We start from the raw sequence: 23,759 nt of genomic DNA, 5'->3' as shown, positions 1-23,759 counted from the left end.
TGGTGCCGCATCCGAGCCTGCCTTCGCCGTGGGCCGAGGCGGTCGATCCCGACCTCGCAGCGCTGACGCCGTGGACCGAAGACCCGTCGCCCCCGGTGATCTGGAGCGTCGCCGGCACCGACAGCGGCGGCGGCGCGGGTCTGAGCGCCGACACGCGCGCCGCCGCGGCGATGGGTGTGCATCTGTGTCCGGTGGTGGCCGCGGTGACGGCGCAGCACTCGCTCGGCGTGAACGCGGTCTTCCCGCTGCCGCCGAACCAGGTGCGCGCGCAGCTGAGCGCGCTGCGGCAGGACCTGCCGCCGCGCGTGATCAAGACCGGGCTGCTCGCGAGCGCGGCGACCGTCGATGCCTTGCTGGCGCAAAGCGGCGACGCGCTGCTGGTGGTTGATCCGGTACTGGGCGCGAGTGCGGGCGGCGCTGCCTTCTGCGACGAGGCGCTGCTGGGCGCCTATCGCCATCAGCTCGTACCGGCCGCGGCCCTGCTGACGCCGAACCGGCGCGAGGCGGAACGGCTGCTGGGCGTCGCGCACGGGCAACTGCCGGTGCCGGAACTCGCCGCGATGCTGCGCGGCCTGGGCGCGCAGGCCGTGGTGGTCACCGGCGGCGACGACGCGGCGCTGGCCGATGGGCTGTCGCTGGACTGGCTCGACAGCCCGCTGGCGACGGGCTGGATCGCGCTGCCGCGGCTGTCCGGTCGCGATGGCGCGTCGGCGCATCACCACGGCAGCGGCTGCACCTTCGCGGCCGCGGCGGCGGCGGCGCTGGCGCGCGGCTTCGCGGTGCCAGACGCGGTGATCCTCGCGAAGATGCTGACCTGGTCGGCGCTGCGCGACGGCCATGCGGCCGGCGCGGGCCCGGGACCGCTGCGACCGGACCGCCGCTTCGTCGACGACCCGCGCGCGATGCCGGTGATGGGCTTCGGCGACGACACCGCGCCCGACCGGGCGACGTTGACGCGCTGGCGCGAAGTCCTGTGGCCGGCCTCGCGCCGGCCGCCGACCTTTGCCGGCGGTCTCTACGCGATCACCGACCGCCCGGAGCGTGTCGCCGCGATGGCGCTCAGCGGTCGCTTCGAGCATGTGCAGCTGCGCATCAAGCGCGGTGCCGGTGTCGATGAGGACCGGCTGCGCGCGGCGATCCGCGAGGCGGTGCGGGACATGGCCGGCCGCTCCAGCACGCTGTGGATCAACGACCACTGGCGGCTGGCGCTCGACGAGGGCGCGCGGGCGCTGCACCTGGGTCAGGAGGACTGGGCCGGCCAGGCGGGCGAGGACCGCGAGGCGTTGTGGCAGCGCCGCGCGCGGCACGGCGTGCGGCTGGGTTTGTCGAGCCACAGCCTGTGGGAGTTGTGCCGGGCCCGCGGCCTCGCGCCCGACTACATCGCCTGCGGTCCGCTCTGGCCGACGACGACCAAGGACATGCCCTGGCTCCCGCAGGGGCTGGCGCAACTGCGCTGGTGGTCGCGGATGGCTGGCGTGCCGGTGGTCGGCATCGGTGGCGTCCTGGAGGACCGGCAGTGGCGCGCCGGCCTTGCCGCCGGCGCGTCGGCGATGTGCCTGGTGCGGGCAGCGGAGGCGATGGTCCCCCAGGGGGATCGGGCCGAGCCCTCGGTCCGAGCCTGACGCCTGGCTTTCAACCCCCACCATCGCCCCCCAAACGGCCCGCCGATTCCCCCGATGGGCGGCGCCCTTCTTGGCGATTTCCGATCGAGGCCGACTCGTGGACGATGGTTGCTCGTTCGATGCATGCCGCCGCAAGGCCCGTCAGTCGACCGCTTACGGCGGTCTTTCCGACCAGGCAACGATCGTACAACTTTGTTTTACTTGAGACCGCCAGCCTGCCTAGAATGCGGACCTGTCTGCCGCGGGAAGGAACGGTCATGGAAGTGGTGTTGAAGAAAATGGGGAACAGTACCGCGTTGATTCTCCCGCCCCCCGTGCTGCGGGACCTGGGCCTGGCCGCCGGCCACGCGTTGACGCTGGAGACGACGGCGGACCGCCGGCTCGTCCTGACGCCCAAGCGCAAGTACACGCTCGACGAAATGATCGCCGCCTGCGACCTCTCGGCCCCGCCCCCGGCCGACATGGCCGCCTGGGATGCGCTCAAGCCCGAGGGAGGTGAGGCGTGGTGAGGAAGGCCTTCGATCGCGGCGACATCGTCGCCGTGCCCTTCGATCCCACGCTCGGCCGAGAGCAGCGGGGGGCGCGCCCGGCGCTGGTGCTGACGCCGCAGGCCTTCAACCGGCTCGGCGACGTGCTGGTGGCACCCATCACGCAAGGCGGCGACTTCGCCCGCCATGCCGGCTTCGCGGTGATGCTGACGGGCACGGGCTGCAAGACCCAGGGTGCGGTGCTGATCAACAAGATCCGGATGATGGACCTGGAAGCGCGACAGGCCCGTCGCATCGAGCGAGCGCCGCCGGAGGTGATCGAGGAGGCCGTCGCGCGGCTGTCGGCGATATTGGCTTAGCGTCGCCAGTCGCCAGTCGCCAGCCGAGAATCGCGGGTTGCGGGTTGCGGGTTGCGGGTTGCGGGTTGCGGGTTGCGGGTTGCGGGTTGCCGTGTCGATGGGTCGACGGGTCGCCCGCAGTCGCTACCGCGCCGTCGCGGCGCTCACTGTCGCGGCGACTTCGCCGGCCGCTTCGCGCCCGAGGCGTCGGCGGGCGCCGTCGTGCCCTTGACCGCCGCCTGCGCCAGCTTGAAGAACACATCGGTGTTGTCGATGACGCCGGTGAAGGCCAGCGCGCCGGGGCCGAAGGCCGACAGCGGGATGTCCGTCGCCGTGTGCACCGCCTGCTCGCCGGGCACCTGGCCGGTGACCAGGAATTCGCCCTGCGCGTCGTCGCGCTCGGCCGCATTGGCCGGGTACCACTTCAGCGGCTCCGACTTGGCCAGCGGCTGCTGCGCATCGCGCAGCGGCGTCTGGTTGGTGCGCCAGTCCTCGTAGCGGTCCGCGTTCGCGCCATAACCCACCAGCAGGCGGTAGTCGATGTCGGTCGCTTCCGGATAGCCGTCGGCGGCGATGCGATAACGCGGGAAGCCCGCCTTCTCGTAGACGCCGACCACCTTGTCGCGCAGGTTGGCCGCGCCCTTCTTCGTCGCCGCGTCCAGCAGCGCCTGGTCGGTCAGCATCGAGCCCCCGATCAGCGCCGCGCCCGAGCACTCGTGGTCGGCGGTGACGATCACCAGCGTGTCGCCCTGCTCCCGCGCGAAGTCCTGCGCCACCTGCACCGCACGGTCGAACTCGATGGTGTCGAGCATCCAGCGCTCGCTGTCCATGTTGTGCGCCTGCTTGTCGATCGAAGCGCCCTCGATCATCAGCACGAAGCCCTGGGGCTGCTTGCGCAGCGTCGCGAGCGCGGCCTGGGCCATCTCGTCCAGCATCGGCTGGTCGGGGAAGCCGTAGTCGTCCACGACGCTGCCGCCGGCCAGGCCCTTCTTCGCACCACGGCGGCCATCGATCTTGTCCAGCGCCACATTCATGTTGGAGAAAGCGAACAGGCCTAGCAGCTTGTCAGCGCCCGCGCCGGCGACAGCGGCGTCCAGCGCCGTCCGCGTCGGCGCATAGCGGTAGCCCGCGTCCTGGAACTCACGGATCAGGTCGCGGCCCTTGTCCTTCGCGCCCGGCGCCGCGCCCCAGCGCTTCACGATCTCCGCGGTGTGCGGATCGCTCGCGGAGAAGGCGTAGTCGCTCGCCTCGGCGCGCTCGGAGCCGGCCGTGCCGGCGGGCAGGAACCACTTGCGACCGCCGCCCAGCAGCACCGTCAGGCCGGTGCGCGCGCGGTCGTCGAAGAACTGGTCGACGATGCCGGTGCCCGCGCCGCGATTGCTGGTGTGCACCGCGTTGCCGGCCGGTGTCGCGTCGAAGACGTCGGCGGTGGTGACGACGCCCAGCGCCTTGCCCTGCGTGCGGTGCAGGTATTCGGACAGGTATTCGATGCGCGGGTTGTCGAAGGCATCGACCGTGTCGTCCGGGAACACGCCCTCTTCATTGTTGTTGTTCTTGTTGCCGGAGACGTAGGCCGTCATGCCGGGCGCCGAGTCGGTCACCACCGAGTTCAGCGAGGCCGTCTTGACCATCCCGGTCGCCGGGAAGGTGTCCATCGCCAGCGGCTGGATCACCTTGCCCTGGGCGTAGCCGCCCTTGACGATGCGCGCGGCCGTGCGCTGCGCCGCGCCCATGCCGTCTCCCACCAGGATGATGAGGTTCTTGACCTTGGGCCCCATGGCCGTGGTGAAGGACACCACGTCGAGGTTGCCGGTGGCGCTGACCGTCTGGCCGTCGGCCTGGGTCGCCTCGACGCTGAAGGTATGACGGCCGGCCTTCTGCAGGCTGACCGCGCGCACCGTCGCGATCGCGGTCTCCGCCGCCACGCCCTTGACGCAGCCGGCCGCGCAGTCGCGCAGCGCGACGGTCGCATCGACCGGCTTGCCGTCGATCAGGAAGCGCGCGGCGGTGATGCGCTGCCCCGCATCGGGCTTGATCGTGGCCTGCAGGTCGAAACGTTGGCCGGGCAGGAAACGCGCGATGACCGGCTCGGGACGGCCGCTGGAGAACAACTCGCTGGGCGGCGTGAGGCGCGTCACGGTGGGAGCCGCGTGGGCGGCGCTCAGCGCCAGGAGCGCGCAAGCGCCGGCGAGCAAGGAAGGCAGGTGTTTCATCATCGGGGCTCGAATCGAAGGAATCGGTAGAGGGGCGGAGGGGCTGCGGGGACGCCGGGCGTGCGCGGGCGCGCTCAGTGGCGATGGCCCGCGCCATCGGGCCGCGTGGCCGAGGCGGCCTCGGCCTCCAACGCTCCGGGCGGCAGGCGCAGGCGGATCCAGGACACGCGGCCGGTCTCGTCCTCGACGCGACCCACCGACAGCGTGCCGGTCAGCGACACCAGCCCGTCGCGATGGGCGACGAGGCGACCCTGCTGCGACGGATCAAGCAGCACGGTCACCGTCGCGGCGGGCAGGTCATCGGCCTCGCCGTCGGCGTGCTCGCTCATGCGCACCGGCCGCGGCGTCAGCCAGAAGCGGCCCGGCCGGGCCTGTTCCTGCGCGACCATGTAGCCGACCAGGCGCACCGGACGGCCGTCGGCGGCGCGCAGCACGTCCGACGGTTCCAGGCCCGCAGGGCCGATCGGCGTCTTGAAGAACTGGGAGAACTTGAGGTCGGCCGCCTCGGTCGCCGTGGCCACCGGCGCGGGAGTGTCCCGGGCGGCGGGTTCGGCTCGGGCCGTCAGCATCGTGGCCATGACGAGCAGGGCCGCACAAAGAGCCGGGAGGACGCGGGCGGCACGCCGGGCAAGCCGCGTACCTGTGGTGAGTTCGACGCACATGGGCCGCGATTCTTTCGGCAGCGGATGACGGTTCCGTGACGCACCGTTTTTCTTGCTTGACACCGCGCGAGGCGCCACGCGAAGCTGGCCCGCGAAAAAAAGGGAGCTCATGAACACGCCCGACACCCGGCCGGCGCTGCAGGCCCTGAACGCGCTGTACGCGCGCCGCGCGCCGATCTACGACTACGAGCTGATGCCCGTGGCCCCGCTGCGGCGCGAGGCGATCGCGGCGCTGGCCCTGGCGCCGGGGCAGACGGTGCTCGACATCGGCGCCGGCACGGGCCTGAGCCTGCCCGGGCTCAGCGAGGCGGTCGGACCGACGGGGCGGATCGTCGCCGTCGAACCCTGCGAGACGATGATGCGGCAGGCCCGCCAGCGCGCGCTCACCGATCACCTCGACACCCCGGTCGACTACCTCCCGACCACAGCCGAGGAGGCACCGTATGCGTCCGCGCTCGGCGCTCGCCGCGCCGACGCGGCCTTGTTCTTCTTCACGCACGACGTGCTGCAGAGCATCGAGGCCGTCGACCGCGCACTCGCCGTGCTGAAGCCGGGCGCGCGCATCGTCGCGGCCGGGCTGGCCTGGGCGCCGCCGTGGATGCCGATGAGCAACTGCTTCGTGCTCGGCGCGGCGATGCACTCGATCCTGCGCATGGACGGGCTGGACTGCCCCTGGCGACATCTGGAGGCCCGGATGGCCGACGCGGAGGTCGAGCGCCGCTGGCTCGCCTCCGCGTACCTGCTCAAGGGCCGCCGCTGAGCGGCCGAAGCGTCAGTCCTCGATCGGCACGAAGATCCACAGCAGGAAGTACAGCAGCATCCCGCCGCCGGCACACATCGTCAGCGCGACGAAGACGATGCGCCAGAACCATGCGGCCAGGCCGCTGAGCCGGGCGAGGCCGCCGCACACGCCGCCGATCCAGCGGTCGTCGCGGCTGCGCCGGAAGGCATTGATCGCGTTGACGGCCGGCGCGCCGCTCTGGGGGGCCGCATAGGCGTAGGTGGTCGATGCGGACGGGCGGGTGCCGGCATTCAGCACCCGGTCCTTGGCCCTGGCGAACTCCTCGTCGCTGAGCACGCCGCGCTGGTGGAGATCGGCCAGGCGATTGAGTTCTTCGCTGTCGGACATGGGGGCTCCTTTTCCTGAAAGTCGCGCATCGAGGGATGCGATGGAATGCAGGCTACGCAGCGACCCGCGCCGCCGCGACCCGCGTGCGACCGGATGCAGGTGGGCGCGATGCGGAGCGGATGTCGCGCGACAGGGCGTTTCCACCCAGTGCCGGCACGGCATCGCGGACTAGCATTCCCGCCCATGACGCTCGAAACCATTGAATTGCAGACGCGCGAGGCGCCCCGTTTCAGCCTGCTGGTGTTGCACGGACTGGGCGCGGACGGCAACGACTTCGTGCCCGTCGTCCAGGCGCTGGACCTGTCGCCGGTGCTGGCGCAGGGCGGCTTGCGGGTCGTGCTGCCGAGCGCGCCGGAGATCCCGGTGACGATCAACGGCGGCATGCGCATGCGCGCCTGGTACGACATCCGCCATGGCGACCTCAGCCAGCGCGAGGATGCCGACGGCCTGCGCGCGTCGCAGGCGCTGATCGAGGAGCTGATCGCCCGCGAGGAGCGCGAGTTCGGCATCCCGCCGGAGCGGGTGGTGCTGATGGGCTTCTCGCAGGGCTGCGCGATGACGCTGATGACGGGCCTGCGCTACCCCCGGCGGCTGGCCGGTCTGGTCGGCCTGTCGGGCTACCTGCCGCTGCTGGACACGACCGAGGCGCAGCGCAGTCCCGCCAACGCGGCCACGCCAATCTTCCTGGCGCACGGCACCGGCGACGGCGTGGTGCTGCCGGCGCGGGCGAAGGCCTCGCTGGCCGAACTGCGCCGCCTCGGCCATGCGGTCGATTGGCACGAGTTCCCGATGGCGCACGAGGTCAGCATGGACGAGATCCAGGCCCTGCAGGCCTGGCTCGTGAAGACCTTGACCGCCGCCTGATCGAGCGTCCGCATCGCGCTCACGCGGATGCCGCCCCTCGCCCCTTCCGCCCCATTTGCCCTCTCGACCCCATGTCCTCGTCCTCGACCATGCCCACCCGGCTTCTTCCGCCTTCGCTGGCCGCGCTCTCGCTGGCGCTGCTGCCCTTCGCCCCGCTGAACGCGGCCACGCCGCCGCAGGCGACCACGCCGGTCGCCGCCGCGGCCGCAAGCGCTGTTCAGCCCAGCTCGGCCTTGCCGCCGATCACGCACGACGTCTACGCCACCTGGCGCAGCATCCAGCACACGCAGCTGAGCCGCGATGGGCAGTGGATCGCCTACGCGCTGGTGGCGCAGGAGGCCGATGGCGAGCTGGTCGTACGCCGCGTCGCCGATGGCCGCGAGTACCGCGCGCCGCGTGGCACCGCGCCGCAGTTCAGCGCCGACGGCCGCTTCGTCGCCTTCGCCGTGCAGCCGACGCGCGTGGAGATCGACAAAGCCAAGAAGGACAAGAAGAAGGGCGAGGACGCGCCCAAGCCCGGCGCGGCCTGGATGGATCTCGCCACCGGCAAGGTCGAGACGGTCGAGCGCGTGAAGCGCTTCGGCTGGGGCAAGGACGGCGGCGTGCACCTGGCGATGCTGTTGGAAGCACCCGCGAAGAAGGACGGCGCGAAGGATCCCAAGGCGCCGGCCGCCAGGGCCGACAGCGAGGCAGGAACGGCGGACGAAGTCCTGGTCGACGCGGAGCTCGACGCCCGCACGGGCCGCACGAGGGCGGACGCCACCCTCGACCAGGAAGCGCCGGCCGAAGGCGGCGCGCCATCCGCGAAGAAGCTGCCCGGCAATGATCTGCTGCTGATCGACGCCCAGACCGGCCAGCGCAACACCTTCAAGGACGCCGCCGATTTCGCCTGGAACAACGGCGGCACCCTGCTCGCCTACGTGGTCTCGGTGAAGGAGGCGAAAGCCCCCGCAGGTGCCTCCGGCGCCGCGAAGGCGACGCCGGCCACCGCACCGGAGACCCGGCCGGCGGAGCCGTCCGTCCCGGCTTCGGCGAATCCGCCGGCGCCCGCCGCGCCGCCGGCTTCGGACGCGCTCGGCGCCGTGCCCGCCGGCACGCCAGTCGCGGCGGCGAAACCTGCGGCCGACGACAGCGCCCGCGAAGGCGTCTACCTGATCGACCCGAGCGCGCCGACACGGGCACGCGCGGTGATGTCCGGCGCGGGCAGCTACAAGCAGCTGCGCTTCGACGAGGCCGGCCGCCGCCTGGCCTTCGTCAGCAACCGCGACCATGTGGCCGAGACCCGCGCCACCGAGAAGGCCCGGGAAGCCGAAGACCGGAAGGACAGCGCGAAGGACGGGAAGGCCGACAAGCCCGATCCGACGCCGTTCAAGCTCTTCCTGTGGCAGGCCGGCCAGGACCGCGCGACGGTGCTGGTCAGTGCCGCGACCGCCGGCGTGCCCGCCGGCTGGACGCCGAGCGAGCACGCGCCGCTGGCCTTCAGCAAGGACGGGCAGCGTCTGTTCCTCGGCACCGCGGAACTGCCCGCGCCCGAGCCCAAGGACGCGCCCGAGCCGATGAAGGTCGACCTCTGGCACTGGAAGGATCCGGAGCTGCAGTCGGCGCAGAAGGCCAAGGCGGAGCGCGAACGCACGCGCAGCTACCGCGCCGTCGTGCACCTCGGCCAGGACGTGGACGCCGCGCGCTTCGTGCAGCTCGGCACCGTGGACCTGCCGACGATCCAGGTCAACGAGAACGCCCGTGTGGCGCTGGGCCTGAGCGAGCTGCCGTATCGCCCGCTGATGTCCTGGGAAGGCGTGTACGTGGACGCCTACGCGGTCGACCTGGACACCGGCGCGGCCACGCCGCTCGCGCGCAAGCTGCGCCATGCGCCGACGCTGTCCCCGACCGGCCGCTACCTGCTGGGCTTCGACGCGCCGGCCGCGCGCTGGATGGTCTGGCGCACCGACACCGCGCAGGCGATCGACCTGACCGGGAAGATCAAGGCCCGCTTCGACAACGACGAGCGCGACGTGCCCGACCTGCCGACCGCCTACGGCAGCGCGGGCTGGACCGCCGGGGACGACAGCGTCGTGCTCTACGACAAGTTCGACCTCTGGGCCGTGCAGCCGGCGACCGGCCAGTCGCGCAACCTGACGCAGGGCTGGGGCCGCAAGCGGCAGATCCAGCTGCGCGTGGTGCCGCTGGACCCCGAGGACGCCGACCAGCGCGCCCTGCCCGCCGATGCGCTGATGCTGGCCGGCACGCAGGACCTGACGCGCGCCAGCGGCTACTTCCGCGTCGATGCCAGCGGCGGCGTCCCGACCACGCTGCTGCAGGACGACAAGATGATCGGCGGCCTGATCAAGGCCAAGGACGCGGACCGCCTCGTCTTCACGCAGCAGACCTTCACCGAGTTCCCCGACCTGTGGACCTCGACGCTGAGCTTCGAGCGGCCGCAGCGCATCAGCGAGGCCAATCCGCAGCAGGCGCGGTATGCCTGGGGCACGCAGGAGCTGATCGAGTACACCGCGGCCGACGGCAGGAAGCTGCGCGCGCTGCTGGCCAAGCCGGCCGACTTCGACCCGAAGCGGCAGTACCCGATGATGGTCTACATCTACGAGAAGATGAGCGACAACCGCCATCGCTACGTGCCGCCGGCGCCGGGCCAGAACATCAACGTCACGCGCTACGTCTCCAACGGCTACCTGGTGCTGCGCCCGGACATCGTCTACACCACCGGCCACCCGGGCCGCAGCGCGATGAACACGGTGCTGCCGGCGGTCCGCCAGCAGATCGCCAAGGGCTATGTCGATCCGAAGCGGGTGGGCATCCAGGGCCACAGCTGGGGCGCCTACCAGATCAACTACCTGATCACCCGCACCCACGAGTTCCGCGCGGCGGAGGCCGGCGCCTCGATGGCCAACATGATCAGCGGCTACGGCGGCATCCGCTGGGGCGCGGGCATCAGCCGCGCGTTCCAGTACGAGCACGGCCAGAGCCGCATCGGCGCCACGCCGTGGGAGCGGCCCGACCTGTACCTGGAGAACTCGCCGATCTTCCGCGTCGACAAGGTCACCACGCCCTACCTGACCATCCACAACGACGAGGACGACGCGGTGCCCTGGTACCAGGGCATCGAGTTCTTCACCGCGCTGCGCCGCCTGGGCAAGGAGGCCTACTGGTTCAACTACAACGGCGAGAAACACGGCCTGCGCGACCGCGACAACATGAAGCACTTCACCGTGCACATGGCCGAGTTCTTCGACCATTACCTGCTGGGCAGTCCGCGGCCCGCCTGGATGGACCAGCCGGTGCCCTACCTCGAGCGCGGCAAGCGCGACGTGATGGGCCAGTTCAAGCCGGTGGCGCCGGCCGCCGCGACCGCCGTCGCCAAGGGCCAGCAGGAGCCCGCCAGCGGCGGCAGCGCGAAGTGAGTCGCCCGCGGCCGGGACCGGGCGTCCCGGGCCGCCAGCCCCTGGTCAGCGCACCGGGTCGGCGTTCTGCGCGGCGCGACGGGCGCTTTCCAGGCGCTCGCTGATCGGCGGGTGCGACGACAGCCACTCGACGCCCTCGCTCGTGTGGCCCTCGCGCCGCATCGCGTCGCGCAGCTTGAGCCACACGCCGACCAGCGTCTCGTTGGGCAGGTGCTCGCGCAGGATCAGGCGCTGCGCCTCGGCATCGGCTTCGCGCTCCGCGTTGCGCCCGTAGCGCAGCGTCTGCACCGAGGCCATCGAACTGGCCGCGACGGTGGAGAAATCGCCCATCACCACGCCGGCCACCGCCACCAGGCCGATGCCCTGCACCAGGTGGCGCATCGCATGGCGATGCTTCACATGCCCGGCCTCGTGACCGAGCACGGCCATCACTTCGTCGTCGCTCAGGTCCTGCGTCATCCCGTCGAGCACGAACAGCGTGCCGTTGGGCAGCGCGAAGGCATTGAAGCCGCCGCTGTTGCCCAGCCGCGCGAAACGCAGCTTGAGGGCCTGGCCCGGGAAGGTCCGCCCGGCGATCTCCTCGAAGCGCTGGCGCAGCGCGGCCTGCCGCGCCGGCGCGACCGTCGACGGCTTGAGCCAGCGCGCCGTCACCTCCTGCTCGACCTTGTCGCCGACGGCGATGTCGAGCTGCTTGGGCACCAGCGGCAGCGCCACGCGCGCCAGCAGGCCCGCGCCCTGGCGGTCGAACCAGGCGACCAGCGCGATCAGCGCGACCAGACAGCACAGGGACATCGCCCAACTCGAGATCAGTTGCGTCGTCAGCGACTGGCCGCCCAGGGCGCGTCCCATCGCGTTGTCCGCGGGAATCCAGAGCGTGCCGCCGTCGGGCAGGCCGACCGGCGTCGGGCTGCCGCGCCACCATTCGCCGACCGACAGGCCCTTGCGGGTGTAGCGACGCAGCCCCGGCAGCGACGGGCGCGACGCGGCCAGCTCGGCCTCCGACGGCGGCATCGAGGACGAGGCCTGCGGGCGAGGCGGCCAGGGCATGAACTCGAGGTGGTGGCGGCTCAGGCGCACGCGCACTTCCTGCGGGCGGTTCTCGACGCCGTCGAACCACCGGGCGGTGGCGGTGTAGCTCTGCGATCTCATGGCGATGTCTCCCCGCTCACCAGCCGATGTCCAGGCCGAAGGCATCGGCCACGCCGTCCCCGACCGCGCCGGGGCCGCGCCGTCTGGCGGCGCGCACGACCAGGGCGTCCAGCGGCTCATCGGACAGCACGGTCATGCCCTCGATGCGCAGCTTGGCGATGCGCACCGCGAGGAAGGGCCAGTACAGGCCCAGCGTCAGCACCGTGAGCAGGCCGTGGCCCATCACCGTCTTGAAGAGGGAGAAGGCGGGCAGCTGGTAGGCGAACTCGATGCCGCCGGCCAGGCGGGTGTTGTCCCAGATCAGCTTCTGCAGCCGCGCGATGTAGATCGGCCAGCCGATCACCCACAGCACGCCCATCGTGGCCAGCGGCGCGAACATCGCCACCAGCGACGCCTGCGCGCCGAAGACGGCTTTCAGCGCGCCGATCGCCACCGCGGCGATCACGCCGGCGACGAAGCCGCCCAGCAGGCCGACGCCGACCAGCGTCAGGTACAGGCCGTAGAACTTGCGCACCGGGAGCTCGAAGTCGAACTCGAGCGCGCCATAGCGGGCATGACGATGCTGGAAGCGCTTGAGCCAGCCATGCGCCAGCGGAAAGAGCAGCCCCACCGCCAAGCCGGCGATGCCGATGACGATCGGCCCCAGCCCCATGCCGGCGCCGACGGACACGACGGTCCACGCCACGAGCAGCGGCAGGCAGGAGGCGTAGACGGTGGCGGCGCTGGCCTGGAAGCCGAAGCGCAGGCCGCGCCAGCTGGTGTTGCCGAGCTTGAAGCGCTGGGCGCCCGCGAACAGCATCGGGCCAAACGCGTAGAGCACCGCCAGCATCGCGAAGCCGGCGCCCTTGGACCACTCGAACGCATGGCCGTAGCAGACCAGCAGCGCCAGCGCCAGCACGCGGCCGATCAGGATGCGGCGCGGATCGCCGTGGAAATCGAAGCCGTCGCCGGCCAGCAGCGTGTGCCGCGCGAACCAGCTCGCCTTGCGGCGCTTGGCCCAGGCGGAGTAGACGCCCAGCGTCGCCAGCGTCAGCAGGGCGTTGACGACCCAGATGCGGAAATACTCGCTGCCGGTGCCGGTGAACTCCAGTCGCTGCTCATGCAGCTTCGCGAGCAGGCCGGTGGCCATCGGCCCGGCCTGCTCCGACGGCGCGGCGACCGCCGGCTTGAGGACCGGCGCGCGCGGCGCCGGCGGCATCGGCGCCGGCGGTGCGGCTGGAGGTGCCTTGGGCAACAGCTCCAGCTCGATCTTGTTCTCGATCAATCCCTCTTCTCCCAGGCCGTCCTGGCCCGGGCGAGAGTCTAGTGAAGCCGGCGGTCCCCGCCGATCCCCCGCCGGGGCGAGCGGGGAAAACGCCACGGTCGCGTCATCGCTCGGTCCGGGGGGCCGGACGCCCCCGTTCGAGCGACTGCAGGTCGGCCTCGGCCGGCTCGAACAGCGCCACCAGCGCCGCCATCAGCGCGCGCGCCTTGGCCGAGTTGTCGCCGCCGTAGTTGCAGACGTAGACATCCAGCGTCACCGCGGCCAGTTCGGGCCAGCTGTGCAGCGCCACATGCGACTCGGCCAGCAGCAGCATGCCGGTGATGCCGCCCGGCGAGCCGTCGGCCGCGGCCGGGAAGCGATGCCAGTGTTCGCCCACCACGGTCAGTCCGGCCGACGCCACCGCCTCGCGAGCCTGGCGGGCCAGGCCGGGGGCGTCCGTCAGCAGCGCCGCGCGCGCGCAGCGGGCCAGGTCGGCGGTGAGATGCAGGCCGTTCATGGCGGCGGAGTGTAGGGCGGCGCCGTGTGGGGCGGCGCGACGCGCAGGGCCGGGTTTCGTCCGCGCGCCGCGGTCAGCGGGTGGCGGCTCAGCTGTCGACCGGCTGGCCGGCCTCGGCCAGCAGCGCGTGGCAGCGCTCCTCGTGCTGGGCGATCTCGGCGAGGGTGACCTCGATGTCGCTGAGCTGCTGCTGCAGCTGCTTGCGGTGCTGGTCCAGCACGCCGAGGAAGGCGCGCAGCTGCGGCACGGTGTCCGACTGGTTGTCGTACATGTCCACCAGCTGCTTGATCTCCTGCAGCGACAGCCCCAGGCGCTTGCCGCGCAGGGTCAACTTCAGCCGCGTGCGGTCGCGCTGCGTGTACACGCGATTGCGCCCGGCGCGGGCGGGCGTCAGCAGGCCCATGTCCTCGTAGAAGCGGATCGCGCGCGGGGTGATGTCGAACTCGGTCGCCAGCTCGGTGATGGTGAACAGCGGTCCCGCGTCGTCGCCGGCTTCGGGCAGCGCGTCCTCGGGCAGGTCATCGGCCGGGGTCGGGCGGGGAGAGGGGCTCATGGCTACACTGGCTAATGACGTTGACGTAAACGTAAGTCTAAAGCCATGGCCAATCCCCGCGAATCGGAACTCACCTACCCCTTGGGCGACACCCTCCCCGGTCCGGGCGAGGCGCTCGACCTGCTGCCCGGCCTCCGGTGGGTGCGCATGGGCCTGCCCTTCGCGCTGGACCACATCAACCTGTGGTTGCTGCGGGACGTCCAGGACGGGCGCGAGGGCTGGACCATCGTCGATTGCGGCATCCACAGCGATGCGACGAAGGCGAACTGGGAACGGGTCTTCGCCGAGCGACTCGACGGCCTGCCGGTGCTGCGCGTCATCGTCACCCACTTCCACCCGGACCACATGGGCCTGGCCCACTGGCTGACCGAGCGCTGGCAGTGCCGGCTGTGGATCAGCGCGACGGACTATCAGCTGGCGCGGGTGGCGTCCTCGTCGACGGTGGGCATGGGCGGCGAGGCGGCGGCGGCCTTCTTCGGCAGCCACGGCCTGACCGATCCGGCGGCGCTGGACAAGATCCGCGGCCGCGCGAGCTATTACCCGAGCATGGTCCCGTCGATCCCGCCCGCCTTCCGCCGGCTGATGGACGGCATGAGCGTGCGCATCGGCGATCACGACTGGCGCTGCCTTGTCGGCCATGGCCACGCGCCGGAGCACATCAGTCTGTTCAGCGAGACGCTGGGCGTGATGATCTCGGGCGACATGGTGCTGCCGAGGATCTCCACCAACGTCTCGGTCGTGGACGTGGAACCGGAGGCGGATCCGCTGCAGCTCTACCTCGATTCGATCGCGCGGCTGAGCACGCTGCCGGCCGACACCCTGGTGCTGCCCGCGCACGGCAAGCCCTTCCGGGGATTGCACGCGCGCATCGACCAGTTGCAGCAGCACCACCAGGAGCGGCTGGCCGAAGTGCTGGAGGCCTGCACCGCCAAGCCCTGCCACGCGGCCGAGCTGCTGCCGATGATGTTCCGCCGGCCGTTGGACCTGCACCAGACGACCTTCGCCATGGGCGAGGCGGTGGCTCACCTGCATCGGCTGTGGCTGGGCGGGTTGCTGCGGCGGACGCTGGATGCGGATGGCATCCATCGCTTCTCGGCCTGAAGAAAAACGAGGCCCGGAAAGACAGTCGCCGCCGCCCCGATCACGGGACGGCGGCGCTGCGCCTTGTTATGCATCAGCTTGTCGGCTCTGAGCGCGGGTCGACCGGACGCAGCCGGGAAGGCTGGGGGACCAAAGCGCCGCCGGGAGCGGAACGCGGGAGGAGGTTCTGACTCAGATGCGAGTGATGACAGCGGTATCCAGTGTGCAGCCCCACCCAAATCAGCTACAAGCCCCCCCAAAGGGGGAAATGCGAACGTTTACCGCTATCAAGCGGAACGATTGACGAAATCCCGACGCGGCATCAGGCCTCGTCCATCAGCGGCAGCACCGCCTGCTTGAGGCGATCGCGCGCGAGTTCGTATTCCGGGAACACCGACCGCACCACCGCCCAGAACCGGGGGCTGTGGTTCATCTCCTTGAGATGGGCCAGTTCATGCGCGACGACGTAGTCGATCAGCGCGGGCGAGAAGTGGATCAGCCGCCAGTTGAGCCGGATCATGCCGTCGGCGCTGGCGCTGCCCCAGCGCGTCTGCGCGGAGGACAGCCGCAGCCCGGTCATCGTGACGCCCAGCGGCCCGGCGAAGTGTCTGCAGCGGGACTCGAACAGCTGCCGCGCCTGGCGCTGCAGCCAGGCCTGCACCGCGTCGCGGATCTGCTCCGGCGCCGCGGTCTGCGGCAGGCCGAGGTAGAGCATGCGGCGCGGCACCGTCGCCAGCGTCGGCTGCGGATCGGCCTGGCCCTCGTCGAGCCGCGTGCCGGTCATCGACGGATCGAGCACGACGATCAGCGGCTCGCCCAGGTAAGGCAGGCTGCAGCCGTCGCCCCAGTGGACACGGGCCGCCTGCGTCCGCTTGGCGCGCTCGCGTTGCTCGACCAGCTTGCGCAGGATCCAGTCGCCCTTCTGCTGCAGCGCGTTGTCGATGTCGCCCAGCGGCACCCACTTCGGCGCGGACACACGCAGGCCCTCCTCGCTCACCGTGAAGCCGATGCTGCGGCGGCGCGCGCGCTTGAGCTCGTAGGGGATCGCCTGTCCCTGCAGCAAGACCTGGCGCAGCGACGCGCCGGCCTCACCGCGCAAGCGCGGCGTCGGGGCGACGGGATCCGGTGCGGGCGGCGGAGGCGCGGGCGGGGGCTCGGTGTCGAACAGCGACAGCTGCGTGAAGTTCAGCAGCGCGCCCAATCCCCGCAGCTTGGAAGGCAGCATGGGCTGCGAGTGTAATCAGGCGGCGGCCGACGTGGACGGCGGGGCCGGCGGCGCAGGCGGCACGCCGGTCATCGCGGCGGCGCCGTCGGCGGGATAGGCCGCCGGGTCCAGCACCCGCATCTCGGTCTCGATCCAGGCCTGCACCTCCTTCATCAGGTCGGCCGGTGTGCGGCCGGTGCTGGGGATCATCGGGCCGATCGAGATGTCGACCACGCCAGGGCGCAGCAGGAAGCTCTTGCGCGGCCAGCAGCTCGCCGAGTTCATCGCGATCGGCACCACCGGCACGCCGGTCTCGACGGCCAGTCGCGTGCCGCCGGTCTTGTACTCGCCGACCTTGCCGCGCGCCACCCGCGTGCCTTCCGGGAACATGATGATCCAGTTGCCCAGCCCGGCGATGCGCCGGCCCTGCGCGGCCACCTTGTTCCAGGCTTCGCTGCGCTTGCTGCGGTCGATGTGGATCATGTCCAGCCGCGCCATGGACCAGCCGAAGAACGGGATGTAGATCAGTTCCCGCTTGAACACGTAGGCCAGCGGCCGCGGCATCAGCATCGGGTAGGCGAAGGTCTCCCAGGTCGACTGGTGCTTGGACAGCAGGATCACCGACTGGGCCTTGTCCGTGGGCAGGTGCTCCATGCCGCGCACGCGCCAGCGCACGCCGCAGATCAAGCGGGCGCCCCAGATCGCCACGCGCAGCCAGTTGGCGCACATCCAGTACAGCTGCGTGCTGTTGAGGAACAGCGAGCAGACCACGACCGCGGTGCCCCAGGGCACGACGGTGACGATCAGGTAGAGGACGAAGAGGATCGAACGCAGCGCGATGAGCATCAGCCCAGGTCTCCAGGAGCGGTATCGGGTTCAGCGGATTCGCCGCGCGACTCGGCGCGCGCGCGGCGTTCCTCATGGATCAGGGCCTCGGCGAAGGCGGCCAGGTCCTGGTGCACGCGCGAGCCGGGCACCAGCGCGATCTGGCCCTGCAGCTGCGCCTCGTCGACGCCGGCCAGGCGGTCGCCGCGCACCAGGTGCGGCACGCAGCCGGCGTTGTGCGCGGTCTGCAGGTCGCGCACGCTGGCGCCGACCATATGGACCTGCTGCAGGTCCACGCCGAAGCGCTCGCCGATCTGTTCGACCAGCCCCGGCAGCGGCTTGCGGCAGTTGCAGTTCTCTTCCGGCGCATGCGGGCAGAAGAACGCTGCGTCCAGCCGACCGCCCTTCTCCGCCAGCAGCTGGTTCAGCCGCAGGTGCACCGCGTTGAGCGAGGCCATGTCCAGCAGCCCGCGGCCGATGCCGGGCTGGTTGGTGGCCATGACGGTGTGCCAGCCGGCGTGGTTCAGCCGCGCGACGGCCTCGAGCGCGCCGGGCAGCGGCTCGAGTTCCTCGGGCGACTTCACATGGTCGTCGCGGTAGCGGTTGATCGTGCCGTCGCGGCCCAGGATCACCAGTTTCATGCCATGCGGATGGTCGGACCGGTTGGGCATCGAAGGCTCCGTTCTGCGTCAGGCCGCCAGGCGCGACAGGTCCGCGACGCGGTTCATCGCGTCGTGCAGCTGCTTGAGCAGCGCCTGGCGATTGGCGCGCAGCGCGGGGTCCTCGGCGTTCACCATCACGTCGTCGAAGAAGGCGTCGACCGGCGCCTTCAGCGCGGCCAGCGCCTTGAGCGAGCCGGCGTAGTCGTGCTGCTCGAACAGCGCGTCGGCCTGCGGCTTCACACCGGCGAGCGCGTCGGCCAGGGCCCGCTCGGCCGCCTCGGTCAGCAGCGCGGGCTGGACCTCGGTCGGCAGCTCGCCCTCGATCTTCTTGAGGATGTTGCCGACCCGCTTGTTGGCCGCGGCCAGCGAGGCCGATTCGGGCAGCGCGGCGAAGGCGCGCACGGCGCCCAGGCGCTTGGGCACGTCGCCCAGGCGGGCCGGGCTCAGCGCCAGCACCGCGTCGACCTCCTGGGCGCTGTAGCCCTGGTCGCGCAGGCTCACCGCCAGGCGGTCGGCGAAGAAGCCCAGCAGCGGCTCGGTCGGATCCTGGATCAGCTCGCCGAACGCGGGCAGCGCGCCCTGGATCAGCTCCGGCAGCGACAGGTGCATGTGGTTCTCGACCAGGATGCGGATCACGCCCAGCGCGTGGCGGCGCAGCGCGAACGGGTCCTTGTCGCCGGTGGGCAGCTGGCCGATGCCGAACAGGCCGATCAGCGTCTCGAGCTTGTCCGCCAGCGCGACGACGGTGCCGGTGTGGTTGCGCGGCAGCGCATCGCCGGCGAAGCGCGGCTTGTAGTGGTCCTCGATCGCCTTGGCCACGCCGTCGCGCAAGCCTTCATGGCGCGCGTAGTAGCCGCCCATGATGCCCTGCAGCTCGGGGAACTCGCCCACCATGTCGGTCAGCAGGTCGGCCTTGGCCAGCAGCGCGGCCTCCTGGGCCTTGCTGTCGAGCACGTCGAACTCGTCCTTGGCCTCGACCGTGTACGGGTGCTGGGCCATGCGCAGCTGGTTGACGATCGCATGCGCGATCGCGCGCACGCGCTCGGTGCGTTCGCCCTGGCTGCCGAGCTTGCCGTGATAGACCACCTTGCCCAGGCCCTCGACGCGCGAGGCCAGCGTCTTCTTGCGGTCCTGGTCGAAGAAGAACTTCGCATCGGCCAGGCGCGGGCGCACGACGCGCTCGTTGCCCTCGATGACCTTGGACGCATCGTCCGGATGGATGTTGCTGACCACCAGGAAGCGGTGGGTCAGCTTGCCCTGCGCGTCCAGCAGCGGGAAGTACTTCTGGTTGGCCTTCATCGTCAGGATCAGGCACTCCTGCGGCACGGCCAGGAACTCGGGCTCGAACTGGCAGGACAGCACGTTGGGCAGCTCCACCAGCGCGGTCACCTCGTCCAGCAGCTCGGGCGCGTCGATCGGCGTCAGGCCCAGCGGCGCGGCCTGCGCCTGCAGCTGGCGCACGATCTCGTCGCGACGCTGGTCGAAGGACGCGATCACCGCGCCCTCTTCGCGGAGCTGGCGCTCATAGTTGTCGGCGCTCTGGATCGTGATCGTCCCGGCCTTGGACTCGAAGCGATGACCGCGCGTCGTCCGGCCGGCGGTGAGGCCCAGCGCGCCGATCTCGACCAGGTCCTCGCCATGCAGCGCGACCAGGCCGTGGGCCGGACGCACGAACTTGACGTCGCTCCAGCCGTCGGCCAGCTGGTAGGTCATGACCTTGGGAATGGGCAGCTTGGCGAGCGCCTCGTCCAGCGCCTTCTGCAGGCCGTCCTTGAGCGACACGCCGGCGACGACGGTGTCCAGGAACAGCGCCTCGGCCTTGCCGTCGGGGGCGCGCTTGAGGCTGGGCACGACGGTGGCGTCGGCACCCACCGACGCCAGCTTCTTGAGCAGCGCCGGCGTGGCATTGCCCGCGGCGTCCAGGGCCACCGCCACCGGCATCAGCTTCTGCTGGACGGCGCGGTCGGCGGCCTTGGCGGCGACGCCGGCCAGATGCACCGCCAGGCGGCGCGGCGTGGCGTAGGCGGTCACGGCCGCGTCGGCCGGCGCCAGGCCCTGCGCCTTGAGCGCATCGGCCAGCACCGCCGAGAACGCCTCGCCCAGCTTCCTAAGCGCCTTGGGCGGCAGTTCCTCGACAAACAGTTCGACGAGCAGGTTCTTCGTGGTCATGGGGCGGTGTTCCTCGTCGTCAGGCGGCGGTCTTCTTGTCCGACTGCTCCGCGGCCTTCCCGGACTTCGCGGCGGCCTCGGCGCTCTTCTTCTCGATCTGCGCGACGACCTCGTCGGCCCAGGCCTTGGGGGCCATCGGGAAGCCCAGTCGCGCGCGGCTGTCGACGTAGCTCTGGGCCACGGCGCGCGCCAGGTTGCGGATGCGGCCGATGTAGGCGGCGCGCTCGGTCACGCTGATCGCGCCGCGGGCATCCAGCAGGTTGAAGGTGTGGGCCGCCTTGAGCAGCTGCTCGTAGGCCGGCAGCGCCAGCCGCGTGTCCATGAGGTCCTTGGACTTGCGCTCGTAGGCGCCGAAGGCCTGCAGCAGGAAGTCGACGTCGCTGTGCTCGAAGTTGTAGGTCGACTGCTCGACCTCGTTCTGGTGGAACACATCGCCGTAGGTCAGACCGTCGGTATAGACGAGGTCGTAGACCGATTCCTTGCCCTGCAGGTACATCGCCAGGCGCTCGAGGCCGTAGGTGATCTCGCCGGTGATGGGTTTGCAGTCGATGCCGCCGACCTGCTGGAAGTAGGTGAACTGGGTCACCTCCATGCCGTTGAGCCAGACCTCCCAGCCCAGGCCCCAGCAGCCGAGCGTGGGGTTCTCCCAGTCGTCCTCGACGAAGCGGACGTCGTTCTTCTTCAGGTCGAAGCCCAGCGCCTCGAGCGAGCCCAGGTAGAGCTCCAGGATGTTGGCCGGCGCCGGCTTGAGCACGACCTGGAACTGGTAATAGTGCTGCAGCCGGTTCGGGTTCTCGCCGTAGCGGCCGTCCTTGGGGCGACGGCTGGGCTGCACGTAGGCGGCCTTCCAGGGCTCGGGACCCAGCGCGCGCAGGAAGGTCGCGGTGTGGCTGGTGCCGGCGCCGACCTCCATGTCATAGGGCTGCAGCAGGGCGCAACCCTGCTTGGACCAGTATTCCTGCAGGCGGAGGATCAGTTGCTGGAAAGTCAGCATGGGGCGTCGGGCCGTCGGGCCGGCGGTGGAGCAAAACGCCCGATTCTATGTGCGGCCCGGGGGAGACACCGGCGTGCCGCCCAGGGACGGCGGGCCCCGGTCAGGCGACGCGTCCGGCGCCGGCGCGGCGGCGTCGCCAGGCCGGCACCAGCACCGGCAACAGTCCCGCCGCGGCCAGCGCCCACAGCGGCCACAGGCCCGCCGCCGACAGCCAGCGCGCATAGGGCGTGACGCCGCTGCGGCCCTCCACGGTGACCTCGAGCACGCCCGCCTGCTCCGCCGGGAGCCGGGCCAGCACCTGCCCGCGGTGGTCGACCTGCGCGGTCGCGCCGGTGTTGGTCGCCCGCACGATCGGCCGCTGGAATTCCAGCGCCCGCATCTGCGAGAACTGCAGGTGCTGGTCCTGCACCATGCGCGGCCCGAACCAGGCCAGGTTGCTCACGTTGACGAAGACCGTGGCGGCCGCGTCGCCGCGGTCCAGCGCGCTGGCGACGACGTCCTCGCCGAACAGGTCCTCGTAGCAGATCAGCGGCCGCAGGCGCTGGCCCGCGAAGGCCAGCGCGCGCTGGTGCGTGCCGCTGGCCTGGTCGTCCATCGGGATGTTCATCGCCCTGACAAACCAGTGGAAGCCGGGCGGGATGAACTCGCCGAAGGGCAGCAGGTGGCGCTTGCCGTAGTCGTACTCGCCCGCGAAGCCCATGGCGGCCAGCGAGTTCACGAAACCATCGGTCGTGTTGCCCAGGAAGGTGCCCAGCAGCAGCGGCCGCTGCCGGGCGTCGCGGCGCAAGCGCTCCACATGCGCCTCGTCGAGGAAGGCCAGCGGCACAGGCAGCACCGACTCCGGCGTGATGACGACCTGCCCGCGGGCCGACTCGATCAGCGCGGTCAGCTGGTCGAGGTTCTGATCGAAGCGATCGCGGTCGAACTTCTGGTCCTGCGGGATGTTGGGCTGCACCAGCGACACGGCCAGCGTGCCGGTCGGGCGCGTGAAATCCCGCGGCAGGAGTTGCGCCAGGCCGATGGCGACGACCAGCGCGCCCAGCAGCGCCCAGTGGCGCAGCGCCAGCGCCGCCGCCAGCAGGGCCGCCACCGCGGTGATGCCGTAGACGCCGACATAGGGCGCGAGCGCGGCCAGCGGCCCCTGCGCATGCGCGTAACCGCTGGCGATCCACGGGAAGCCGGTGAACCAGCTCGCGCGGGCGAGTTCCGCGCCCAGCCACAGGGCGGCGAAGGCGAGCACCCGCCGCGTCGGCGCGGCGCCGGCGGACCAGCGAACCGCCAGACCCATGCCGGCGGCGTAGTAGAGCGAGAGGAACAACGCCAGCGCCAGCACCGCCAGCGCCGACACGGCCGCGGGCAGATGCCCGAAGTCGTGCATGCTGATGTAGAGCCACCACAGCCCCGAGGCCAGCCAGCCGATGCCGAACAGCGCGCCGGCCAGCGCGGCGCGGCGCGGCCGCACGCCATCGCAGGCGGCGACCAGCCAGGCCAGCGCCAGCGGCTGCAGCCACCAGGCGGGACTGGGCGAGAACGAGGCGGTGTGCAGCGCCCCGGCGACAAGCGCGAGCGCCGGATGAAGCAGCCAGGACCACCGGCCCTGGCGGGCCCCGCCGTCGATCCGGTCCGACAAGGAGCCGCGGCGCATCAGCCGCTGTGGTCGTCGGCCTCGGGCGCCGGCGCGCGGGTCACCTTGAACCAGCGCACCGCGCCGCCGCGGTTGATCATCACCGAGAAGCGCAGGCCGGCGACCTCGACGGTCTCGCCGCGGCGCGGCACGCGGCCATGCTCATGCGCCACCAGGCCGCCGATGGTGTCGAAGTCGGCGTCGGACAGCGACAGCCCGAAGGCGGTGTTGACCGCGTCGATCTCGGCGTCGCCCGCGACGCGGTAGCTGCCGTCGGCCAGCGTGTAGATGCCAGCATCGCCGTCGCCGACGTCGAATTCGTCCTCGATCTCACCGACGATCTCCTCGAGCACGTCCTCGATCGTGATCAGGCCGGCGGTGTTGCCGAATTCGTCGATCACGATGGCCAGGTGATTCCGGTTGGAACGGAAATCGCGGAGCAGCTCATTGAGGCCCTTGCTCTCGGGCACGAAAACTGCCGGGCGCAACAGCGCGCGCAGATTCAGTTCCGGAGCGCGCTGGAGCTTGAGCAGGTCCTTGGCCAGCAGGATGCCAATGATGTTGTCGCGCTGGCCGTCGTAGACCGGGAAACGCGAGTGACCGGTATCGATGACGGCGGCCAGCAGTTCGTCGGGCGGCGACTGGATGTCCAGCAGGTCCATCCGCGGCGCGGCGACCATGACGTCACCGGCGCTGAGTTCGGCCATTCGCAGGACGCCCTCGAGCATCTGGCGCGATTCGGGCGCGATCAGATCGCGCTCCTCCGCTTCGGCGAAGTTCTCGATCAGCTCGCTGGTCGAGTCCGGGCCGGGGTGCAGGAATTCGAGCACGCGATCGATGAGACCGCGTTGGTCGTTGCCACGCCCGCCATGCTTGGCGGGCCGACTAGGCTGGGGATCAGACACTGTCGTGTGTGCCGTCGTTGAGGAGGCGCCAGAATAACCGATTGACATTGACATTCGCTTGAAACACAGTCATCCGCCCCCAGTTGCCGGGCCCAAGCTTCT

General features: G+C 71.1%; 21 protein-coding genes. 7 read left to right on the top strand and 14 right to left on the bottom strand.

The window, feature by feature from the left end; all coding sequences use genetic code 11:
- Positions 1–2 precede the first annotated feature (2 nt).
- The 3 genes from BM393_RS00405 to BM393_RS00395 all read left to right on the top strand — a co-directional run bounded on the left by BM393_RS00405 (position 3) and on the right by BM393_RS00395 (position 2,469).
- A complete protein-coding gene (locus BM393_RS00405; RefSeq protein WP_217648364.1) occupies positions 3–1,622 on the top strand; it encodes a bifunctional hydroxymethylpyrimidine kinase/phosphomethylpyrimidine kinase in 1,620 nt (539 codons plus the stop codon).
- A gap of 257 nt (positions 1,623–1,879) precedes the next feature.
- Entirely contained in the window at positions 1,880–2,131 is a 252-nt protein-coding gene (locus BM393_RS00400) for an AbrB/MazE/SpoVT family DNA-binding domain-containing protein (RefSeq protein WP_091719965.1), read from the top strand.
- Complete coding sequence (locus BM393_RS00395; protein ID WP_091719961.1) at positions 2,125–2,469, top strand: type II toxin-antitoxin system ChpB family toxin; 345 nt, start codon at positions 2,125–2,127, stop codon at positions 2,467–2,469. The genes BM393_RS00400 and BM393_RS00395 overlap by 7 nt, the downstream gene beginning before the upstream one ends.
- Before the next feature lie 143 nt (positions 2,470–2,612).
- Here the strand turns inward: BM393_RS00395 and BM393_RS00390 are convergent, their stop codons facing one another.
- Together BM393_RS00390 and BM393_RS00385 are read right to left on the bottom strand one after the other, a co-directional pair.
- Positions 2,613–4,661, bottom strand: coding sequence for an alkaline phosphatase (locus BM393_RS00390; protein ID WP_217648363.1), 2,049 nt, complete (start codon positions 4,659–4,661; stop codon positions 2,613–2,615).
- A gap of 74 nt (positions 4,662–4,735) precedes the next feature.
- Positions 4,736–5,230 carry a hypothetical protein gene (locus BM393_RS00385; RefSeq protein ID WP_141225177.1) on the bottom strand — a complete coding sequence of 165 codons (495 nt, stop codon included), beginning with the start codon at positions 5,228–5,230 and terminating at the stop codon, positions 4,736–4,738.
- Between the two features lie 202 nt (positions 5,231–5,432).
- On the opposite strand from BM393_RS00385, the gene BM393_RS00380 reads away from it, so the two are divergent.
- A complete protein-coding gene (locus BM393_RS00380; RefSeq protein WP_091719948.1) occupies positions 5,433–6,083 on the top strand; it encodes a class I SAM-dependent methyltransferase in 651 nt (216 codons plus the stop codon).
- 12 nt (positions 6,084–6,095) lie between these two features.
- On the opposite strand, the gene BM393_RS00375 is transcribed toward BM393_RS00380, so the two are convergent.
- The gene (locus tag BM393_RS00375) at positions 6,096–6,452 is read right to left on the bottom strand and encodes a PspC domain-containing protein (RefSeq protein WP_091719944.1); all 357 of its coding nucleotides are present in this window, start codon (positions 6,450–6,452) and stop codon (positions 6,096–6,098) included.
- Positions 6,453–6,635: 183 nt separating this feature from the next.
- On the opposite strand from BM393_RS00375, the gene BM393_RS00370 reads away from it, so the two are divergent.
- On the top strand, positions 6,636–7,316 hold the full coding sequence (locus BM393_RS00370; protein ID WP_091719941.1) for an alpha/beta hydrolase: 681 nt from the start codon (positions 6,636–6,638) through the stop codon (positions 7,314–7,316).
- Between the two features lie 89 nt (positions 7,317–7,405).
- Positions 7,406–10,732: a prolyl oligopeptidase family serine peptidase gene (locus BM393_RS00365; RefSeq protein ID WP_217648362.1), complete on the top strand. Its 3,327-nt coding sequence runs from the start codon at positions 7,406–7,408 to the stop codon at positions 10,730–10,732.
- 45 nt (positions 10,733–10,777) lie between these two features.
- Here the strand turns inward: BM393_RS00365 and BM393_RS00360 are convergent, their stop codons facing one another.
- The 4 genes from BM393_RS00360 to BM393_RS00345 all read right to left on the bottom strand — a co-directional run bounded on the left by BM393_RS00360 (position 10,778) and on the right by BM393_RS00345 (position 14,194).
- Positions 10,778–11,881 carry a M48 family metallopeptidase gene (locus tag BM393_RS00360; RefSeq protein ID WP_091719931.1) on the bottom strand — a complete coding sequence of 368 codons (1,104 nt, stop codon included), beginning with the start codon at positions 11,879–11,881 and terminating at the stop codon, positions 10,778–10,780.
- 16 nt (positions 11,882–11,897) lie between these two features.
- Positions 11,898–13,145 (bottom strand): YjgN family protein, encoded by a 1,248-nt coding sequence (locus tag BM393_RS00355; RefSeq protein ID WP_091719928.1) that lies wholly within the window; start codon positions 13,143–13,145, stop codon positions 11,898–11,900.
- Positions 13,146–13,248: 103 nt separating this feature from the next.
- Entirely contained in the window at positions 13,249–13,641 is a 393-nt protein-coding gene (locus BM393_RS00350) for an S-adenosylmethionine decarboxylase family protein (protein ID WP_091719924.1), read from the bottom strand.
- An 88-nt stretch (positions 13,642–13,729) separates the two neighbouring features.
- The gene (locus BM393_RS00345; RefSeq protein ID WP_091719921.1) at positions 13,730–14,194 is read right to left on the bottom strand and encodes a MerR family DNA-binding transcriptional regulator; all 465 of its coding nucleotides are present in this window, start codon (positions 14,192–14,194) and stop codon (positions 13,730–13,732) included.
- Between the two features lie 45 nt (positions 14,195–14,239).
- On the opposite strand from BM393_RS00345, the gene BM393_RS00340 reads away from it, so the two are divergent.
- Entirely contained in the window at positions 14,240–15,295 is a 1,056-nt protein-coding gene (locus tag BM393_RS00340; protein WP_091719918.1) for an MBL fold metallo-hydrolase, read from the top strand.
- Positions 15,296–15,596: 301 nt separating this feature from the next.
- Here BM393_RS00340 and BM393_RS00335 read toward each other — a convergent pair whose 3' ends face one another.
- From BM393_RS00335 to BM393_RS00305, 7 genes are all read right to left on the bottom strand, one after another.
- Positions 15,597–16,499 carry a M48 family metallopeptidase gene (locus BM393_RS00335; RefSeq protein ID WP_091719915.1) on the bottom strand — a complete coding sequence of 301 codons (903 nt, stop codon included), beginning with the start codon at positions 16,497–16,499 and terminating at the stop codon, positions 15,597–15,599.
- Between the two features lie 15 nt (positions 16,500–16,514).
- Positions 16,515–17,324: a 1-acyl-sn-glycerol-3-phosphate acyltransferase gene (locus BM393_RS00330; protein ID WP_091719911.1), complete on the bottom strand. Its 810-nt coding sequence runs from the start codon at positions 17,322–17,324 to the stop codon at positions 16,515–16,517.
- Positions 17,324–17,974, bottom strand: a complete 651-nt coding sequence (gmhB, locus tag BM393_RS00325; protein ID WP_254783153.1) for a D-glycero-beta-D-manno-heptose 1,7-bisphosphate 7-phosphatase — start codon at positions 17,972–17,974, stop codon at positions 17,324–17,326. Before gmhB ends, BM393_RS00330 begins: the two co-directional genes overlap by 1 nt.
- Before the next feature lie 18 nt (positions 17,975–17,992).
- Entirely contained in the window at positions 17,993–20,134 is a 2,142-nt protein-coding gene (gene glyS, locus BM393_RS00320; protein ID WP_091719908.1) for a glycine--tRNA ligase subunit beta, read from the bottom strand.
- Between the two features lie 19 nt (positions 20,135–20,153).
- Positions 20,154–21,128, bottom strand: coding sequence for a glycine--tRNA ligase subunit alpha (gene glyQ, locus BM393_RS00315; RefSeq protein ID WP_091719905.1), 975 nt, complete (start codon positions 21,126–21,128; stop codon positions 20,154–20,156).
- A 100-nt stretch (positions 21,129–21,228) separates the two neighbouring features.
- Positions 21,229–22,773 carry an apolipoprotein N-acyltransferase gene (gene lnt / locus BM393_RS00310; protein ID WP_091719902.1) on the bottom strand — a complete coding sequence of 515 codons (1,545 nt, stop codon included), beginning with the start codon at positions 22,771–22,773 and terminating at the stop codon, positions 21,229–21,231.
- Positions 22,773–23,657 carry an HlyC/CorC family transporter gene (locus BM393_RS00305; protein WP_233218109.1) on the bottom strand — a complete coding sequence of 295 codons (885 nt, stop codon included), beginning with the start codon at positions 23,655–23,657 and terminating at the stop codon, positions 22,773–22,775. Before BM393_RS00305 ends, lnt begins: the two co-directional genes overlap by 1 nt.
- Between the last annotated feature and the right edge of the window lie 102 nt (positions 23,658–23,759).

The sequence above is a fragment of the Mitsuaria sp. PDC51 genome, assembly GCF_900113225.1.
Taxonomy (GTDB): Bacteria; Pseudomonadota; Gammaproteobacteria; order Burkholderiales; family Burkholderiaceae_C; genus Roseateles.
Note: the sequence above shows the minus strand (reverse complement) of the source record. Positions and strands in the feature narration are given on the sequence as shown.

Coding starts and splice junctions, on each gene's coding strand:
- BM393_RS00350 (WP_091719924.1), bottom strand. CDS start 13,641: ATGAACGGCCTGCATCTCACCGCCGACCTGGCCCGCTGCGCGCGCGCG.
- BM393_RS00370 (WP_091719941.1), top strand. CDS start 6,636: ATGACGCTCGAAACCATTGAATTGCAGACGCGCGAGGCGCCCCGTTTC.
- BM393_RS00330 (WP_091719911.1), bottom strand. CDS start 17,324: ATGCTCATCGCGCTGCGTTCGATCCTCTTCGTCCTCTACCTGATCGTC.
- gmhB (WP_254783153.1), bottom strand. CDS start 17,974: ATGCCCAACCGGTCCGACCATCCGCATGGCATGAAACTGGTGATCCTG.
- glyS (WP_091719908.1), bottom strand. CDS start 20,134: ATGACCACGAAGAACCTGCTCGTCGAACTGTTTGTCGAGGAACTGCCG.
- BM393_RS00360 (WP_091719931.1), bottom strand. CDS start 11,881: ATGAGATCGCAGAGCTACACCGCCACCGCCCGGTGGTTCGACGGCGTC.
- lnt (WP_091719902.1), bottom strand. CDS start 22,773: ATGCGCCGCGGCTCCTTGTCGGACCGGATCGACGGCGGGGCCCGCCAG.
- glyQ (WP_091719905.1), bottom strand. CDS start 21,128: ATGCTGACTTTCCAGCAACTGATCCTCCGCCTGCAGGAATACTGGTCC.
- BM393_RS00335 (WP_091719915.1), bottom strand. CDS start 16,499: ATGCTGCCTTCCAAGCTGCGGGGATTGGGCGCGCTGCTGAACTTCACG.
- BM393_RS00390 (WP_217648363.1), bottom strand. CDS start 4,661: ATGAAACACCTGCCTTCCTTGCTCGCCGGCGCTTGCGCGCTCCTGGCG.
- BM393_RS00375 (WP_091719944.1), bottom strand. CDS start 6,452: ATGTCCGACAGCGAAGAACTCAATCGCCTGGCCGATCTCCACCAGCGC.
- BM393_RS00340 (WP_091719918.1), top strand. CDS start 14,240: ATGGCCAATCCCCGCGAATCGGAACTCACCTACCCCTTGGGCGACACC.
- BM393_RS00385 (WP_141225177.1), bottom strand. CDS start 5,230: ATGCTGACGGCCCGAGCCGAACCCGCCGCCCGGGACACTCCCGCGCCG.
- BM393_RS00365 (WP_217648362.1), top strand. CDS start 7,406: ATGCCCACCCGGCTTCTTCCGCCTTCGCTGGCCGCGCTCTCGCTGGCG.
- BM393_RS00345 (WP_091719921.1), bottom strand. CDS start 14,194: ATGAGCCCCTCTCCCCGCCCGACCCCGGCCGATGACCTGCCCGAGGAC.
- BM393_RS00400 (WP_091719965.1), top strand. CDS start 1,880: ATGGAAGTGGTGTTGAAGAAAATGGGGAACAGTACCGCGTTGATTCTC.
- BM393_RS00380 (WP_091719948.1), top strand. CDS start 5,433: ATGAACACGCCCGACACCCGGCCGGCGCTGCAGGCCCTGAACGCGCTG.